Annotated in this window: 19 protein-coding genes; 7 read left to right on the forward strand and 12 right to left on the reverse strand. The window is 54.9% G+C overall.

The genetic code is table 11. The annotated features are described in order from the left end of the window. Positions 1-28 precede the first annotated feature (28 nt). The gene (locus KU306_RS12695; RefSeq protein WP_074792596.1) at positions 29-241 is read right to left on the reverse strand and encodes a ribbon-helix-helix domain-containing protein; all 213 of its coding nucleotides are present in this window, start codon (positions 239-241) and stop codon (positions 29-31) included. Between the two features lie 76 nt (positions 242-317). Here KU306_RS12695 and KU306_RS12700 point away from each other — a divergent pair, with 76 nt between their 5' ends. Then, entirely contained in the window at positions 318-644 is a 327-nt protein-coding gene (locus tag KU306_RS12700) for a hypothetical protein (RefSeq protein WP_007540225.1), read from the forward strand. A 44-nt stretch (positions 645-688) separates the two neighbouring features. On the opposite strand, the gene aglJ is transcribed toward KU306_RS12700, so the two are convergent. Continuing rightward, complete coding sequence (gene aglJ, locus KU306_RS12705) at positions 689-1600, reverse strand: S-layer glycoprotein N-glycosyltransferase AglJ (RefSeq protein WP_258302145.1); 912 nt, start codon at positions 1598-1600, stop codon at positions 689-691. 106 nt (positions 1601-1706) lie between these two features. Here aglJ and KU306_RS12710 point away from each other — a divergent pair, with 106 nt between their 5' ends. Continuing rightward, on the forward strand, positions 1707-3122 hold the full coding sequence (locus tag KU306_RS12710; protein WP_258302146.1) for an oligosaccharide flippase family protein: 1416 nt from the start codon (positions 1707-1709) through the stop codon (positions 3120-3122). Positions 3123-3143: 21 nt separating this feature from the next. On the opposite strand, the gene KU306_RS12715 is transcribed toward KU306_RS12710, so the two are convergent. The 3 genes from KU306_RS12715 to KU306_RS12725 are packed head-to-tail and all read right to left on the reverse strand — an operon-like array spanning position 3144 to position 5576. Then, positions 3144-3917 carry an oxidoreductase gene (locus tag KU306_RS12715; RefSeq protein ID WP_258302147.1) on the reverse strand — a complete coding sequence of 258 codons (774 nt, stop codon included), beginning with the start codon at positions 3915-3917 and terminating at the stop codon, positions 3144-3146. Then, positions 3910-4629: an acylneuraminate cytidylyltransferase family protein gene (locus tag KU306_RS12720; protein WP_258302148.1), complete on the reverse strand. Its 720-nt coding sequence runs from the start codon at positions 4627-4629 to the stop codon at positions 3910-3912. The genes KU306_RS12715 and KU306_RS12720 overlap by 8 nt, the downstream gene beginning before the upstream one ends. Further along, positions 4626-5576 carry a Gfo/Idh/MocA family protein gene (locus tag KU306_RS12725; protein WP_258302149.1) on the reverse strand — a complete coding sequence of 317 codons (951 nt, stop codon included), beginning with the start codon at positions 5574-5576 and terminating at the stop codon, positions 4626-4628. Before KU306_RS12725 ends, KU306_RS12720 begins: the two co-directional genes overlap by 4 nt. 98 nt (positions 5577-5674) lie before the next feature. Between KU306_RS12725 and KU306_RS12730 the strand changes: the two genes are divergently transcribed. Further along, complete coding sequence (locus tag KU306_RS12730) at positions 5675-6394, forward strand: methionyl-tRNA formyltransferase (protein WP_258302150.1); 720 nt, start codon at positions 5675-5677, stop codon at positions 6392-6394. A gap of 1 nt (position 6395) precedes the next feature. Here the strand turns inward: KU306_RS12730 and KU306_RS12735 are convergent, their stop codons facing one another. The 4 genes from KU306_RS12735 to neuB are packed head-to-tail and all read right to left on the reverse strand — an operon-like array spanning position 6396 to position 10270. Continuing rightward, positions 6396-7343, reverse strand: a complete 948-nt coding sequence (locus KU306_RS12735) for a methionyl-tRNA formyltransferase (RefSeq protein ID WP_258302151.1) — start codon at positions 7341-7343, stop codon at positions 6396-6398. 56 nt (positions 7344-7399) lie between these two features. Beyond that, positions 7400-8557: a UDP-N-acetylglucosamine 2-epimerase gene (gene neuC, locus KU306_RS12740; RefSeq protein WP_258302152.1), complete on the reverse strand. Its 1158-nt coding sequence runs from the start codon at positions 8555-8557 to the stop codon at positions 7400-7402. After that, positions 8554-9228, reverse strand: a complete 675-nt coding sequence (locus KU306_RS12745; RefSeq protein ID WP_258302153.1) for a PIG-L deacetylase family protein — start codon at positions 9226-9228, stop codon at positions 8554-8556. Before KU306_RS12745 ends, neuC begins: the two co-directional genes overlap by 4 nt. Beyond that, positions 9221-10270, reverse strand: a complete 1050-nt coding sequence (gene neuB, locus KU306_RS12750) for an N-acetylneuraminate synthase (protein ID WP_258302154.1) — start codon at positions 10268-10270, stop codon at positions 9221-9223. The genes KU306_RS12745 and neuB overlap by 8 nt, the downstream gene beginning before the upstream one ends. 91 nt (positions 10271-10361) lie before the next feature. On the opposite strand from neuB, the gene KU306_RS12755 reads away from it, so the two are divergent. Both KU306_RS12755 and KU306_RS12760 read left to right on the forward strand, forming a co-directional pair. Next, positions 10362-11390 carry a polysaccharide biosynthesis protein gene (locus tag KU306_RS12755; RefSeq protein WP_258302155.1) on the forward strand — a complete coding sequence of 343 codons (1029 nt, stop codon included), beginning with the start codon at positions 10362-10364 and terminating at the stop codon, positions 11388-11390. Then, positions 11387-12517, forward strand: coding sequence for a DegT/DnrJ/EryC1/StrS family aminotransferase (locus KU306_RS12760; protein WP_258302156.1), 1131 nt, complete (start codon positions 11387-11389; stop codon positions 12515-12517). Before KU306_RS12755 ends, KU306_RS12760 begins: the two co-directional genes overlap by 4 nt. Before the next feature lie 33 nt (positions 12518-12550). On the opposite strand, the gene KU306_RS12765 is transcribed toward KU306_RS12760, so the two are convergent. The 3 genes from KU306_RS12765 to KU306_RS12775 form a co-directional block, all read right to left on the reverse strand. After that, on the reverse strand, positions 12551-14122 hold the full coding sequence (locus tag KU306_RS12765) for a capsular polysaccharide export protein, LipB/KpsS family (RefSeq protein WP_258302157.1): 1572 nt from the start codon (positions 14120-14122) through the stop codon (positions 12551-12553). Positions 14123-14198: 76 nt separating this feature from the next. Further along, positions 14199-15125: an alkaline phosphatase family protein gene (locus tag KU306_RS12770; protein ID WP_258302158.1), complete on the reverse strand. Its 927-nt coding sequence runs from the start codon at positions 15123-15125 to the stop codon at positions 14199-14201. A gap of 108 nt (positions 15126-15233) precedes the next feature. Beyond that, the gene (locus KU306_RS12775) at positions 15234-15404 is read right to left on the reverse strand and encodes a hypothetical protein (RefSeq protein ID WP_258302159.1); all 171 of its coding nucleotides are present in this window, start codon (positions 15402-15404) and stop codon (positions 15234-15236) included. Positions 15405-15599: 195 nt separating this feature from the next. Here KU306_RS12775 and KU306_RS12780 point away from each other — a divergent pair, with 195 nt between their 5' ends. Further along, entirely contained in the window at positions 15600-16316 is a 717-nt protein-coding gene (locus KU306_RS12780; RefSeq protein ID WP_258302160.1) for a glycosyltransferase family 4 protein, read from the forward strand. Positions 16317-16448: 132 nt separating this feature from the next. Beyond that, the gene (gene aglF / locus KU306_RS12785) at positions 16449-17171 is read left to right on the forward strand and encodes a UTP--glucose-1-phosphate uridylyltransferase AglF (RefSeq protein ID WP_258302161.1); all 723 of its coding nucleotides are present in this window, start codon (positions 16449-16451) and stop codon (positions 17169-17171) included. Positions 17172-17217: the final 46 nt, after the last annotated feature.

The raw sequence follows: 17217 nt of genomic DNA on the forward strand, positions 1-17217 counted from the left end.
ACTTGACACACGAAACCGCCGCTCGCAACTACCGAAGGTATCCGAGGTCCGTCAACTGCTCTGCAATCTCTTGAAACTCCGACTCGGAGAGTTCGCCGTCGGACCGCTCGTGTTGGATGACGATACTGCGAAGGAGGAACCGAACCAGGTCACTCGTACTGGAGAACGTCGTCCCCTCGATGGTGTCGTCGACGCGAGCGGCCAGTTCCTTCGGAATCGAGACCGTCGTGTACTCCGTCATAGCAGATTGGAAGCCCTGACGAGGGTTAACCCCAACGGTCGGGGATTTTTCAAGGGGGGTTCCGTACTCCGACGCGATGGCTGCTAGACCGCCGCAAGACAACACGTCGGAACCGGACACGATTGAGTTCGGTATCGCCGCACTGGCCGACGACGTCGACGAGGCGGACATCGACTTTCCGGCGGACGCGCAGACGATTGCGCGTGCGCTCGGCCACGTCGACGTTCCGATAGACGCTGCCGGAAACACCGTCTCTATCGACGAGGCACTCGAAGCCACCGGGCGAACCACGTTCGAGTCGCGTCGGGAGTTGCTCGACGTGCTCCACCCTGTCTTCGAAGAGTTCCGTGCGAAGGCCTCGACGAGCCTCCTCGGCCGGCTCCGTGCTCTCGTTCCGTTCTAACGCTCGCGTTTCGACGCCGGCGGAACGACCGGCGACGACGAACCCTACTCTGACTCCTCGATTCGCTTCATCTGCTCGCGGTGCAACGAGAGAATGAGGTCCGAGAGCACCCCGAACATCAGCAGTTGCACGCCGAAGAGGATACCTGCCGCCGAGACGACGGCGATGACTTCGTGTGAGACGGTTCGAACGATCCACTCGTAGGCGACGTACGCCGCGAGTCCGAGACCGGTCGCCGTCGACGCCAACCCGACGCTCCCGAAGTAGAACAGGGGATTGTTCGTCTTCGCCCGACGGTAGAGTTCGAGGAAGATGATACCGCCGTCCCGAACAGGATGGAGGTTGGTGTCCGACCCGTCCGGTCGCGGGAGGTACGTCGTCGGGACCACGGTGGTCTTGATGCCGCGTTTCGCACACTCGACTGCCATCTCCGTCTCGATGCCGAACCCGTCGGACGTGAGTGTCATTTCGAGGAACGATTCACGTGTGAATGCCCGATACCCACTGAGAATGTCTTCGTAGTCCGTGCCGTGGATGTAGGCGAACGCTCGGTTGATGATTCGGTTTCCAACCTTGTTCAACGAGGTCATCGCCCCCTCGCGCATGTCGGCGAATCGGTCGCCGATGACGTGTTCGAACCCCTCGTCGAGCGGGGCGAGCATCTTCTCGGCGTCCTTCGCGAGGTAGGTCCCGTCGCCGTCGAGCATCAGGACGTACTCCGCGACGATGTGCTCTTCGACAGCCTCCCTGACCGCTTGACCCTTCCCAGACCCGGACTGCATGACCACGTGCGCGCCCGCCTCCTTGGCGAGTTCGCGCGTGCCGTCTGTCGAGCCGCCGTCGATGACGAGGATATTCGTAAAGCCTTCCTCCCTGTAGTCGGCGACGACATCGGCAATCGTCTCGGCCTCATCGTAGGTTGGGACGAGGACGCAGACGGAGTCTGGGTTGGGCATCGTTCGTGAGGCATCCGGCCGAGGGTAAAATAGTTTCAGTTTAGCGGGACGGAGACCGAAGTGCATTAGCGAGTGGGGGGTAAATGCCGAGTAACTTCCAGCGCTCATGAAACGTGGACAGACTGCGGTCATCAACCTCGGTGCCAAGCTCCTCATGTCTGTCGCGGGGTTCGCCGCGAACTGGTACATCGCCCGCGAACTCGGGAGTGAGGTTCTGGGGACGTACGTTCTTATCCTCTCGGTTCTGGCGTGGGTCGTCATCGGTGGGAGCGCAGGAATCCCCATTGCAATCAAGAAGCGAGTTAGCGAGGCTCGTACTAAGGGAGGGTATCTCACGTCCGGCTTGGTTCTTCAAGCGTCTGTTCTTGTCTTGTTTATCGGCCTCGCGATCGCGTTTCGGGGACAGTTGCACTCGTACCTCGGAGTGGACGTTCTCCCCTTCTTTATTGGGATGCTGTTCCTCCGGACGTGCTACGTGTTCGTCGTGACCGTCCTCGATGGCCAGCAAAAGGTACACATCTCGAGTTTGCTCGATCCGCTTGACCTCACAGTGCGGAGTGGTGCGCAAATCATCGCGATTACACTCGGGCTAAGCCTCGTCGGCCTCCTATGGGGATATCTTATCGCGGGCGTGGTCACTGTCGTCGTCGGGACGTGGTTCGTCAAATTTGAAGCAGCTCGGCCGACGAAGGAGCATATTGTTGACCTCCTCTCGTACGCACGATACGCTTGGGTCGGTGCGATCAAAGGCAGGACGTTCACGTCCATGGACACGATTGTCCTCGGGTTTTTCGTTGCGAAGGGATTCATCGGTGTGTACGAAATCGCGTGGAATGTCGCCTCCCTATTTGCAATATTTGGTGCCTCGATCAGTCGAACGTTGTTCCCGGAGATGAGTTCGCTGTCGAGTCAAGGAGAAACCGAGAGAGTGGGTGAACTCGTGGAAGCAGCACTCGCGTACGCTGGGCTCTTTCTTATTCCCGGCTTAGCTGGTGCCGCCATCGTCGGAGATACTGTGCTCTCGATTTACGGACAAGAGTTCGTCAAAGGCTACACAGTCTTGCTCATCCTCATCGGTGCGAGACTACTCTACGCGTACGAAATGCAGTTCACCAATGCTATCGACGCACTGAATAGACCTGACGTCACGTTCCGTATAACGACGACCTTCGTTGCTCTCAACGTGGGTCTCAACGTCGTGTTTATCTGGCAGTACGGGTGGATTGGTGCAGCAGTCGCAACTGCATTGTCGTCAGGGGTCGCAGCCGCGATTGGATACAAAGCACTCTCTCAATACGTCGAATTCGAGTTCCCACTCGTCGAGGTTGGAAGACAGGTTGTCTCTGCTGCCATAATGGCAGGGACAGTATTCGCCGGAGTGACCGTTTTTGGAAAGAGTTTGTTCGCCGTAATCCCACTCGTATTCGTCGGTGCAGCGATTTACACGACTTCGGTATTCATACTCTCATCTCAGTTCCGAAAGACCATCATAGACAATCTTCCCAGTAGGATTACGTCCTAAGGACCGCAAAAAAGAATTAAGTTACGAAATCGTCCATCCACCGTCAACGGCAATATCTTGACCCGTAACAAACGTTGATAGGTCGGATACGAGGAACAAAACAGGACCGACAATGTCTTCTGGCATCGCCATTCTCCCCATCGGTGTCTGATCTTCGTACTGTCTCACAAACTGTTCGTTTTGGTCATCGAATACTCCACCTGGGCTAATCGTATTCGCACGAACTCCGTCCGATCCGAGATACGACGCGAGGTATCTAGTGAGATTGATAACACCGGCTTTGATAGCGGAATACTCTACCGGGCTCGTCATCGAAGTTCCGTCGTAGACGGTGAAATCAGGAGCTTCAATGCCGTATATCGAACCGAAGTTCACGATACTCCCACCCTCTGGTTGAGATTGCATCTTGAGAGCGGCACATTTCGACGTGTAGAAGTAACTCCCGAGGTGGAGCGAAACGTTCTCGTTCCATCCCTCGAACGTGACATCCTCAAATTTAGCACCGTATTGATCGTTTCGGGGGTACGCAGCGTTTACCAACGAGTCTATCCTACCAAACTCCTTAACTGTGGTTTCGAACAGCAGTTCGACTGCGTTTGGGTCGGTTACATCGGTGTCGATATGGTGTACATGGTCGCCTAGTTGGTCGGCTAATTCGGAACCAGCATCGCTCGGATCAGCAATCACCACCGTCGCACCGCAGTCGGCGAGACCACGTGAAATCGAACTGCCGATGAGGCCCGCCCCACCGGTAACAACCGAGACGTGGTCAGACAGTCCTAAGCAATCAGTCATAGTTCACCCCCCACTCTTCCATCAAAAATGAGACGAACGCTAAGTCGATATCACGGTCGATGTCGATAGAACGCTCCGGCGGCATGGTCGAAATAGCCGTCTTCTCGGAGTGATGCGATGTTGCCCCACTCAAATAGTCACGCTCGTACGTGTAGACCGATGCGTTCATTTCATATACTGATGGCGCGTCTTGACGCCGCACGACCTCGTCGGGGAGTTCCTTAGAGAGGTGAGCATATCCACGGTCGTCAAGTTCAACCATGTTGAAATAGGGATTCTTGTCGGCCTCGGTGACCGTGTACGCGTTGTTTGCCTCTGTCTCTGCGACTTTTCTGAAGCAGTTCTCAATATCCTCGACGAGTCGAATTGGGGCGGTCGCATCGAGGTCGACGACGTAGTCGTACACCTGTCCGGTCTCATCTTCCATCTGTCTCGTCGCATGTTGGATGACTGGTAGCTTCGCAGCCACGTCCGAAGCGAGATGATCTGGTCGTCTGAACGGAACCGCTGCACCACATTCGCGAGCGACCGATGCAATTTCGTCGTCGTCCGTCGAAACGACCAAGTCAGTCATCCGGTCCCACGACTTCGCCTGCCGCAACGTATGTGCGATGAGCGGTTCGCCCGCGATGCGTCGGACGTTCTTGTTCGGGACTCCCTTCGATCCACCGCGTGCACAGACCGTTACGAGAACAGAATCGCCAAGGTTCATTCGTAGTCGTCCTGAAGATTCAGTGCAATCTGCAATACCTCTTCTGCCTCCGATATGTCGTTTTGAAACGGAACATCTCGGTCGATATGATCGAAGAAGTGGTCAAGTTGTGCGCGGAACATATCGTCTCGTTCGTACTCGAACGTCTCCCGCACAGTTGACTCGGGCGTCTCGATTCGCAGGTCCTGAGAGATTAAATCCGCGGTTAGGACCCCTTCCGAACCTGAGATTTCAAGCGTCCGTCTGGGTGTCCGCCTATAGTAATCCAAGTGGATTTGACCGATAACACCGTCCTCGGTTTTGAGGGAAAGTTCGACGTAATCTTCGACGTTAATTTCGAGGTCACTCGCTTGGCCGGAGAGATGTACAGTGTGTGACGGTGGTCCAAATAGCCAATACGTATAGTCAATCTCGTGTATGAGATCAAGGGCGACACCTCCACCAAGTTCTCGTTTTGCACTGTACGTCTCTCGATAATCCTTGTTGGGTCGCCAGTCCGGAAGGTATGAACCACTATATGCACGGTACGATCTGACGGAGCCATATTCTCCGCGTTTGAGAATTGTCTTGACTCTGTTCAAGATGGGGTTGAACCGAAACTGGCAACCGATGTAAGTCAGAACATCGTTCGCTTCACAGGTTCGTTTGAGTTCGTCAACTCGACGAAGGGAGTCAGATAATGGTTTTTCGATAAACAAGTCTGCACCGACCTTTGCACACTCAATGGCGGTCTCAACGTGCATCGACGTGGGGTTAGTGATAAATGCAATATCCGGTGACACAGAGAGGGCGTCAGAGAGCGAATAGTGCTCGGTGACCCCTTCGTACGATGGTGCTGACTCATGGCTCCGATACGCGTGGATATCAGCGTCTGGTTCCCGTTCACGAAGTAATCTGAGATGACGCGACCCGATAGAACCCAGACCCGTAAACAGTATCGTATCCATTAAATGGAGTATACAGGGACATCATGTAAGTTGTTTTGTTCAGCTCTTCACTCCTCAAAACCACCAAAATAATACCAGTTCGTCGAATTACATCGTGTATGGACGTTCTCTTTCTCGGGACCAACAATATGGGACTCGAGATATACGAGTGGCTCTGCGAACGCGACGGAGTCAACGTACAGGCGATGATTACGACGGAAGACCAGTTGCAACTCGTCGAGGAACTCCAGCCAGACATCGCCGTGGCCGTTGGATATCGCCATATTGTCCCAGAATCGGTCCTCGAAATTCCCAAGCACGGATTCATCAACGTACACCCCGGTCACCTACCTGAGGGGCGCGGCTTCAATCCAAACGTCTGGAGCATCGTCGAAGGCCATCCTGCCGGCGTCTCGATTCACCAGATGGACGCTGGTATCGACACCGGGGCAATTCTCGCAACTCGGGAGGTGGAGGCCCGTTTCGACGACAACGGCAGAGACGTGTACGAGCGCCTTGAAACTGCGGCGGTTGAGTTGTTCGCCGAAACGTGGCCGGAGATTGAATCGGGTGAGATAGAACCAGTGCCACAGGAGGACACGGATTCGTCGATGCACAAGAAGTCGGACTTCGAAGACCTGTGCAAACTTGATGCAGATGAAGAATACACGGTCAGAGAACTGCTCGACGTACTCCGTGCACTCACCTATCCACCGTTCAACAACGCGCGAGTCGAAGTAGATGGGGAACGCTACTACGTCGAAGTCGACATCACCCACGAAGACGACGTAGAGAGCGGCGCATCGTCGGGAACGATTTCGTCGTACGAGTCAGACTAGGTTAGTCGACGAGTACGTCTCGGGCGTTTTCGAATCGTTGTCCGACTTCGAACTCGTACGAGTCAAGCAGCGCCGCACCAGTAGTCTCCTCGTCGTCGCCCACCTGAATACGGTCGACGACAATCGAACCCTCCCACGCCGCTATCTCGACGCCATTGCCAGTCACACCGAGAATCTCACCAGGAGCGGCGAACACCGTGTCGTCGGAAGGCGGGCGGGCACTCCACAAGCGTACCTTAGTCCCGTCGAGATACGAGAACGCACCGGGGTACGGGTGACTCTGCCCTCGAATCCAGTCGTACAGTTCTTCAGGAGTTTTCGTCCAGTCGACAAGTCCATGTCGAGGTACTCTCTTCGGCCACCACGTCGCCTTTGAGTCGTCTTGCTCGATTCGGGGAACGTCGTGTGATTTCAAGTCGTCGTAGGTAGCACGAATGAGGTCTCTTGCCGCGACCCGGACCTTCTCGTAGAGTGATGCGGCGTCGTCTTCGACTTCTATCGGAATCTCGTGCTGTGCGACGAGGTCGCCAGCGTCGGCCTCTTCAACGAGGTGGAAGAATGACATCGCAGTAGTGTCGAGCCCCTTGATGAGACTCCATGCAATCGGTGCACGTCCACGACCACGAGGGAGTGGCGCAGGGTGCATCCCGAGTGCCGTCACCGAAGGGATGTTCAACACATCCTCGTTCACGAGACGTGACCAACCGATCACAAACAGATACTCGGGGTCGTACGACTCGATTTGTTCTCGCGTCTTGGGGTCGTTTACCGAGCCGGTCCGGTGAAGTTCGATGTCGTGTTTCGCACAGAACGAGTCGAGAGAGATTTGGTCAGAGAGAGACTTCTTTTTTGGTTGTGTGTAGACTGCGGGCACGTCTGCACCACACTGGATTAATTCTTCGAGACACGTTCGACCAATGTCGTTGTGAGTAACGAAAACCGCGCGCATGGATGCACGCTTGCGTGTGTCGCTAATGAAACTTCGTAGTTATCAGTACGCCATTATCAGTACGTCAGCCGCTTTCGAAGTACCTCTTCGCCCAAATCTATAGTTGCTAACCGGTCACAGATGTTCTGTGCCGCGCCACCGTGGTCGTACGGGTTCGACGCTGCAGCGACTCGTTCCCGGAAGTCGTCAGTGAGTGCAGTTTCGATAGCGTCACTGATAGCTGTCGCCTCGTGCGGAACGTCGAGCGTGTTTTCCGAACGCTCTCGTTCGTCTTGGCGTGGGCCGATGTTGACGACAGGTAAGTCAAACGATGGCGCTTCGATGATTCCGCTGCTTGAGTTCCCAACCATGACGTCTGCTGCTGCCATGAGTCCCAGATAATCTGAGCGCGGAAGGCTCCGAAACACGGTTGCACGCTCTCCAACAGGGTGGGAATCGATTTCGTCGATGATGAGCTTTCCACCGGCGTCAGAATTAGGGTAGATAATAACCGGATGAACGTCGGACGCTGCAATCGAATCAAGCGTCGTGCGCATCTGTTCACCCGCCAACCCAGGTGCAGTCGTCACAGGATGTTGAACGACGAGTGCGAGCGGACGCCCTTCAGTTGAGATATCGTGACGCTTGAGCACATCGTCTGGGTCGTTGTATTCTCCAGCGAGAATGTCGTCCAAGCCGGGGGCTCCCACGACCATCGTACGCCACGGCTCTTCGCCGAGTTCGAGAATTCGCTGTTCACTCAACGGAGAAACCGGAAAGTGAATGTGTGCGAACTTGGTGAGTGCGTGCCGGATGCTGTCGTCGATAATCGCACCACCAGTGGTGTCCCCTCCATGAATATGGGCGACAGGGATGTTCATGTGCGCTGCCGTCATGCCTGCCGCTAGTGCCTCGTCACGGTCACCGAGTACGACCACAATATCGGGGTCGTCTCGACCGAAAGCGTCGGCGAACGACGAGATGCCGACACCGAGTGACTTCACCATGCTCAGCTCGGAATCGCCGTCGAGGAGCATGTGAACGTCGACTATGTCCTCGAACCCGTCCGCAACGATATCGTCTCGGGTGTTCCCGTATTGTGGAGACAAGTGCATCCCAGTAACGTACACTGTGAGATCGAGTTCGGGATGGTCTCGGATGGCTTCCATCGACGATTTGAGTAGCCCGTACTCCGCCCGCGTACCAGTGACGACACCAATCGTTCGGTCGCTCATATCTCACTCACCCGCTCGTAAACGAGGGAAAAGGCCTCCGCTGCCGCAAATCCAGCTTCGCTGCCGCGGGCTGTCGCACGCGCCGAGAGTGACTTACCTGAACGGGGGTGCGGGAACTGTCTCGTTTCGGATTCATACGCGTTGAACGCCTCGACTTTGGTATCGACGTACCCTGTGATGTCCACGTAAACGTCTGCACCGAACTGCGATGTCGCGCCGCCGGTCCACCCCGTTGAAGATGGAGTCTCGTACGCGAGTACACGCTCGACGCCGGTTGCAGGTCGCGTCGCAACGAGTGTCGAGTCGTACACCGCTTTATGATCGAGATTCACTTCGTGTGGCGAGTGCGTATAGACAACATCTGGAGAGTGGTCGGAGACAACTGATTCGATTACGGCGTTGGTTTCGACGTGTGGAACGTCGTCGAGGCGCATGTCTGGTAAGTCCCCGAAGTGAACCGCTCCGATTCCGAGCGTGTCCGCGCATTCCCGAGCCTCCTCGCGTTTCTGTTCGATTATCGAATCGTCATCATACTGTTGCGTCGTACCTTCAGTGACGATGAGCACGTGAACTTCGTCGCCCGCTGCCGCGTGTTTCGCCATCGTCCCTCCAGCACCGAGAACTTCATCGTCGGGGTGTGCACCGATAACGAGGACGGTTCTATCACTCATGAGCGCCACCGAATGCAGACTCGACAATCGGTTCGTCTTCGTCTACGTTCACAGAGAGTTTTCTCCCCAGAACAGTGTCGAGTTCACTTGGTGAGAGACCGTCTGCAGGACGAACGATTTTGATGTGGTCCTCTGTCAGCACTTCTCCAGCGTCGATGTCCACGGCCGCGTGGAGGCTCTTTCGAATCGTGGTCTTGTTGTCCTCGTCAGACGTGGGCTGCTTCTGTGGGTCCCCCCGGACAGTTGTCGCGTGTCGAACCAAATCGACTGCACGCTCCAACTCGTCTGGTTCGAGAGATGCCGCGTGATCTGGTCCTTCCATGGTCTTGTCGAGCGTAAAGTGCTTTTCGACAACCTGTGCTCCGGCAGTAACTGCAAGTGCTGGGGTTTCTGGTTCGGTCGTATGGTCTGAGTACCCAACTGGACCAGAAACGACTCCTTTCATGACGTCCATCGCTCGGAGGTTGACATCTGACGGGTCTGTCGGATACGACGACACGCAGTGCATAAAGGCGACTGGAACCTCCGGGTTTACGTTCCGAATCGCTCGGTCTGCTCGTTTCACTTCGTCGAGTGTACTCATCCCGGTGCTGACTATCATCGGCCGCCCCAGCTTAGCGACGTGCTGAAGCAACGGAATATTATCAAGTTCCCCCGACCCGAGTTTGATTGCTGGGAGATCGTACTGGTCGAGTAAATCTGCGCTCTGTTCATCAAATGGTGTCGAGAGAAATGTAATTCCCTGCTCGTCCGCGTACGACATGAGTTCCTCGTGGTCTGCCTTCGATAATTCGTACCGCTGGAGCATGTCGTACTGGGATTCCTCTACATCAGTCTGTTCTGTTTGATAGTCTGCTTTCGTTGCCGACTTCGTCACGAGACGGTCGGCCCGAAAGGTCTGAAACTTCACCGCATCTGCACCGGCATCGACAGCTGCGTCGATAAGTTTGCGAGCCAACTCCATGTCGCCGTTGTGGTTTACGCCCGCCTCGGCGATGAAATACGTCGTATCTGAGTCGATAACAGACTCACCGATTTCCATACTCGAACTGTACAACGGGACGTTATATTTCTGCCCCTCGGCGATCCGTGGCATCAAAAAGATTAGTACCGATGGCGTGGGAGACGCGGGTATGACTATGCTCTCTGGAAAACAGGTCCTCGTGACGGGAGGGTGTGGCTCTATCGGGTCACAAATCGTCTCTCGAGCTCTGGATAAAGGTGCAGAGACGGTCCGCGTCTTCGACAACGACGAAAAGAGCCTCTTCAGATTACAACACGAAATCGGCGACGAACGACTTCGGTGTCTTCTCGGAGACGTTCGTGACCGAGAGCGACTTCGCCTCGCACTCGAGAATGTCGACGTCGTCTTCCACGCAGCAGCACTCAAGCACGTCGAGCTCAACGAATACAATCCGTTCGAAACAGTACAGACGAACGTCGTTGGCACGCAGAACCTCATCAGAGCAGCGCTCGAAGAAGAAGTCGAGTCGTTTGTCGCCATCAGCACGGACAAAGCTTCGAACCCTGCTTCAGTCATGGGTGCGACGAAACTACTCTCCGAGCGTCTCGTAATCGCCGCAAACACGTATAAAGGCGAAAGAGAGACGTCCTTCAGTTGTGCACGGTTCGGGAACGTTCTCGGTTCGAGTGGGTCTGTCGTTCCTGTCTTCTACGAACAGATAAAGAACGGCGGGCCGGTTACAGTCACCAATCCGGAGATGACGCGGTTTGTCATGCCCATCGGCAACGCCGTCGACCTCGTATTGAGTACGAACGGTCGTATGACCGGCGGTGAGGTGTTCGTTCTCAAGATGCCAACGTTCGACGTAGGGACGCTCGCAGATGCGATGATCGAACGATACGCACCAGAATTCGGATACGAACCAGCGGATATCGACGTCGAACTCATCGGTGCCCGCCCCGGAGAGCGGATGCACGAGAAACTCATCTCGGAAGACGAGCTACCGAACACCGAAGAGCTCGAGGATATGTTCGTCATCCACCCAGATATCGACATGGGGCCATACGATACCACGCAGGGAGGTGATCACAGTCTCGACGGAGAGTACACCTCCGCAAGCGGTGAGCGTCTGTCTTCGTCGGAACTCATCGAAATGATAGACTCTGCAGGGGTCGTCCCGGCACAAAAAGAACAATGAGCGACGGAATACCGCTGTTCGAGATACCGTGGGACGAATCGGATGTCGCCAACGTCGTCTCGTCGGTGTCTCGTGGGAGCTACTGGGCGAAAGGCCCGTACGTCGATTCGTTCGAAGAAGGATTAGAGTCCTACTTCGAGGTTGACCACGCACTCACGGTGAACTCAGGAACGACTGCTCTCGAATGTGCGTTGCGAGCGTGTGGTATCGGTGAGGGTGACGAAGTCATCGTACCGTCGTTTACGTTCATCGCCACGGCGAACACGGTCCGAATGGTCGGTGCAACTCCGATATTCGCCGATATCGAACCAGACACTTATGGCCTAGACCCCAATTCCGTCCGAAACGCGATTACAGAGGATACCGCAGCCATCGTTCCCGTCCACGTGTACGGTGCACCGTGCCGAATCCACGAACTGGCAGCGGTTGCTGACGAACACGACCTCTACCTAATCGAAGACGCCGCCGAGGCATTCGGCGCAACTGCTGACGGCGAACTCGTCGGAACGATTGGTGACGTTGCAGCACTCAGTTTCTGTCAGAACAAGATTCTACCAACTGGCGAGGGAGGTGCGGTCATCACCGACAACGACGAGTTAGCAAGGTCTATCGCGGCGTATCGAAGCCATGGACGAACGTCGTCAAATTACTTCGACTCGGTAGATAGTGGACAATACGAACGCGTTGGGTCGAATTACCGGATGCCAGACATCGTCGCCGCATTGGGATGTTCCCAACTAGAGAAGGTAGACGATCTCATTGATGGGCGGCGAAAGGTTGCAGAAACCTACCGACGACTACTACGCGACGTCAGTGGTGTCGAGCCACATACTGCACTCGATGCCGACACACACGTCTATCAGCTGTTCACGGTCGAGTTCGACACCGAGGAACAACGACGTTCGGTCATCTCGGAACTATCGGAACGGGATATTTCATGTAAAATATACTGGATGCCAGGGGTACACGCGACTGAGGCATACAATACCGAGAAGCACATCGGGGACAGTCTCGATAAAACCGAGAAAGCCTCACGTCGTGTTCTCGCACTTCCGATGTACGCAGACTTACCCCAAAGCAGCATCCACGACGTAGCCAATGGTCTGATTGCTGGGTTATCAGAGTAGTTGGTCTCTGCTGCGCTGTATTACCGTAAATGGTCAAGTCGAGGGGTGTACCACTTCATCACCATTTAGCATCGACGTGACAAGTGTCTCAATTGGCTCAGATCCAGGTTTGGTATCAGCAGCAGTTATTTTCTTGAACTCCTGTTCCTGGGCAACGTCGAGGACGAAATATGGGAATGGGGTATGCCGCTTCGCCATCAGCAGGTGGGCATACCGTTGGGCTAATGTTTCTGTTTCCTCCGGTGGCTCGATTTGGCTCACGTCATTCAAGAGCGCCAGATATTCCTGTTTTGTCTCTGGGTCGATAGTAAACCCGAACCCTCTGTAGTGTGTCTCACCGGCGACGATGACTGGCAGACCTCGGTATGCAGACTCCAATCCAACCGTGGAATTATAAACGACAGATGCATCCAGAGAGTCTATCAGTGCATACGTATCAACATCCGTGTCTGGATGAAGGAGTTTGACGTTGTCCGGGAGGGGGGAGAAATCTTCTCTGATACGGCTTGTGACGCTTTCTCTCGTTCCGCGCTTCGATTCGGCAGGGTGGGTTTTGATGATTAATTCGGCGTCCGGGATGTCCTCGAAGGCAGTAATTGTATCTGATACCCACTCGAAAACGTCCGAATAGAGCGCATATTCCGGTTCAAGAGACGCGTCCCAAAGGAGATTCGTAAACATCCCGACGGAGACAACACCGTCAGATGCCGCGGTTTGGTTCGTATGAGAAGAATAATCGATAGACATCTCCTGACCAGACTCTCTTCCGTACATTATCTCGTCAACCCGAGACGCCTCTTCACTCGACAGAGCTGTGTCGATCTGGCTGCGAACTACACTTTCACTCGTGAAGTGTGGGAGTGAAGAGCGTTCAGATTGGCCACCAAAAATTAACGTTCCATTCCTGAACCCGAATCCTTGACTATACGAACGCACTCCCTTAGCTCGCGCGACAGACATTGGTACCCCTCCCTGGATATAATACGGCTCGTGGACGACAACGAGCTCCGTATTGTGAACAGAGAGTAGTTGCTCTACCGAACGTGCTAATAAGATACCTAGTGAGAGGAATCTTTCATATTCACGAACAACCTCTGTCTCGTCTAAGTCGAGTGAATATCTTTTGAGTCTACGCCGGGTTGACCCTTTAGCGAAAGTGTCGATGGAGTACCTTTCGATGATTTCACTTGACTCGTTGATATCCACTTCTGTCGAAGATAAGTATTCAGAAATTCCAGTCACTTCGAGACCGAACTTCTCGGGGATACGCTTTTCAAAATACGACGTTTGAACAGAAATCGTGCGGTCGTCGTCAACGGCACGTTCGACGGGCACGTCAGTTACGTCGTCAACGAGTAGGATCGGTGAGTATCCTCTCCGACGGAACGCATCTGCCAGAATCGAATAACGGAGACAGAACGTTCGGTATCCTGGTATGAGTGGGAATACGACGTAGCCATTCTCGCCAGTGTCTTCGTCAAACGAACTAATCGATTCATCGACTGTCCCTGTGTAATCAGTGAACGAGTCGTACAATCTGAGGGCCGTCGTCCCAGCCCCTACTTTCGAAAGCAGTCTGAGGGTAGTATTTTTGAGAGAGGTCATGGTTTGTTGGTGCGGATTATATTTTTCTTATCGGGGTTGAGCAGTAGTGGTCTGATAAAGACGTTGTTCCGGACACTCACTCTGTATATCCTAGGTGTTTGAGTCTCGAACTCACGACGTCGTCGTCGACACCCTCGGTCTCCGAGTGTGGCTCTTCGGCTCTCACCGTTCGCCGACCACCGTTGTCGAATACGAGCCACGGAACTTTGACCAGTTCTTCGGTGTAGATACTCTGAGGATGGCCCCATTCGCGGACTGGAACAGGACGGGCCGGTTCACCGACCATGTTTCCGTGGTCTGCAGTAACGACGTGTCGGCCACCTACTGTCTCCATAACCTCCTGTACGTGCGGGAACGACTCGTCGAGCGTCTTTCGGTAGAGCGGCCACACGTCGTCCGCACCGATGTCGAGACGCCCAAACATGATCTCGTGCCAGAAGTCGATGGTGTCGTCATCAGTCTCGTGGATGTGTTTCTTGTCGAACGTCGACTCAGGGTCGATAAAGGGGTAATGTGGTTGGAGATAGTGGACGAGGATTCGTTTTTCGGGGTACTCCTCGGCAGCCTCCATCGCGTACTGTGCAGTCGTCTCGGGCATCACGGTGTTGTAGGTCTCGTCCCAGCCCTCGTCGAGCCAAACGTCGATAACAGCGTGGAACTCGGCGTCGATTTCGTCCTCGTGTCGCCGGAACTGGGGATTGGCCGTCACATAGACCGTATCGTGCATCTCCCGGTCGTCGAAGTTCGCGTGGAGGAACTCCATCGTGTTCGACCCTCGGGAAATTCGTGACTCTAGCTCACCGGGAAGCGTCGATTGCTCGGCGAACATGTCGTACCGGCACGCATCAAGAATCTGCAATACGTCCCAGTCTTCGTCCATCAGGTCGATTCCATTCGGGTTGTACGAGTGTGTGTCGAAGCGGGTGTAGTAGAGGCGATTGAGCTCTCGCAAGAGGAGTGCCGGCGAAGAGAGACCGTTCCGAATCTGATCGAGAGAGTACATCCGTTGGAGGTAGTCGTCACACGACTCAGTTATAACAATCGGTTAGGATACTTTGTGCAGACATATCCATCTCCTTTTGTGAGCGGTGTGCCACTGACCAAATGTCGTTCAATGAGAGTACTCCACGCACCGTTCTTCGAAGGGAATCAGTTTCAGGAACTCCTCGAAACTGCACTTCTTCGAGCCGGGGTCGACGTCCGCAGGGAGGACCACAGCATCCCGTTCGCGCCGTTCGTTCACCGCCTCGTGGTGGAGGATATAGACGTTCTTCACCTCCACTGGACGCATCCGTACTTCCTGTTTGGTAGCAAACTGTGGGCATATAAGCTCCCATTTTCGCGACTGTTCTGCACTTTCGCAGCTGGGTTCTTTCTCGTTCAAGTCTGGCTAGCGACGTTTTTCTGTGACCGGGTCGCCTGGACCGTCCACAACAAGTGTAATCACGAGCGTCGATACGAAACACTCGACCGAGCGGTGAGCCGTCATCTCGTCTCTCTCGTCGACGCGGTTCAAGTGTGGGACAGTCGGACCCACGAAGAGTTCGAGAGATACGTCGATACCGACCTAGAACGCGTCTGGGAGATTCCACACGGTAACTACGTTCCACTGTACGACGACGCATCGATTCCGACGAGAAAAGACGCGAGAGAGGCGCTTGGACTGTCCGAGACAGAGCGAGTGTACCTTTACTTTGGTGTCATTCGACCGTACAAACAGGTCCCAGAACTCATTAGAACATTCGAGAAAAAAGAGAGCGACGCGACACTCCTTATCGCCGGGAACCCAGTGAACGATGCACTCGAAAGCGAACTCGTCGAACTCGCTGCTGGGGCACAAAACGTCAGTCTGGAACTGGCTTATATCCCGGACCGAGAGGTCCCTTCCTACTTCGCTGCGGCAGATGCGGTCGTGCTCCCCTACGCCCACATCTTCAACTCCGGGTCTGTGTTGCTGGCAATGTCGTTTGGGCGGGCGTTTGTCGCACCGAGCATCGGATGTATTCCGTCTGTCGACAGCGGCGGGAACATCGTCTACGACGACCTCGCTGGCGCACTAGATACTCTCGACGACACACCGCTCGCAGAACTCGAACGGGTAGGGAAACGTAACGCGCGAGTAGCGCAGGAAGTACACGACTGGGACGCGGTAGCGACCAAGTACGCCGAAATGTACGACGGCGATTCTTCCTGAAGAGTCGTTCTGTTAGTTCTAATTGGCTATCCGGGTTTGTGAAGCTCCGAGATAGATATTCGGCCACATTACCGAACAGCCGAACGAGAACCGACACAAGAGTTTATACGGTTGGGTTGGACCTGATTTGATATGCAAGCAGTCGTCCTCGCCGCCGGGAAAGGAACTCGACTCCGGCCACTCACGGAAGACAAACCGAAAGGAATGGTCGAAGTCGACGGGAAACCAATCCTGACACACTGTTTCGACCAACTCGTCGACCTCGGTGCCGAGAAACTCGTCGTCGTCGTCGGCTACAAGAAGGAGGTTATCATCGAGCACTACGACGACGAATACCGTGGTGTCCCTATCACGTACTCCCATCAGCGTGAGCAGAAAGGTCTCGCACACGCTCTCCTCACCGTCGAAGAGCACGTCGACGAGGACTTCATGCTCATGCTCGGTGACAACATCTTCCAGGCGAACCTCGGCGACGTTGTCAAGCGCCAGCGAGAAGACCGGGCCGACGCCGCCTTCCTCGTCGAAGAGGTAGACTGGGACGAAGCGTCCCGCTACGGTGTCTGTGTGACAAACGATTACGGCGAGATTACCGAAGTCATCGAGAAGCCGGAAGAGCCGCCGTCGAATCTCGTGATGACTGGGTTCTACACGTTCACCCCCGCAATCTTCCACGCGTGCCACCTCGTCCAACCGTCGAATCGCGGCGAGTACGAGATTAGCGAGGCAATCGACCTGTTGATTCGGTCCGGTCGGACCATCGACGCCATCCGCATCGACGGCTGGCGGATGGACATCGGATACCCGGAAGACCGAGACGAAGCGGAGCGCCGCCTGACCGAGTCAATCGAAGACTAACCGACCCGTTTGTTGGACGACACAGTGCCCGAGAACACAGCAAACA

Origin of the sequence: Haloferax larsenii, assembly GCF_024730625.1 — an archaeon.
In the GTDB taxonomy this organism is placed as follows: Archaea; Halobacteriota; Halobacteria; order Halobacteriales; family Haloferacaceae; genus Haloferax; species Haloferax larsenii.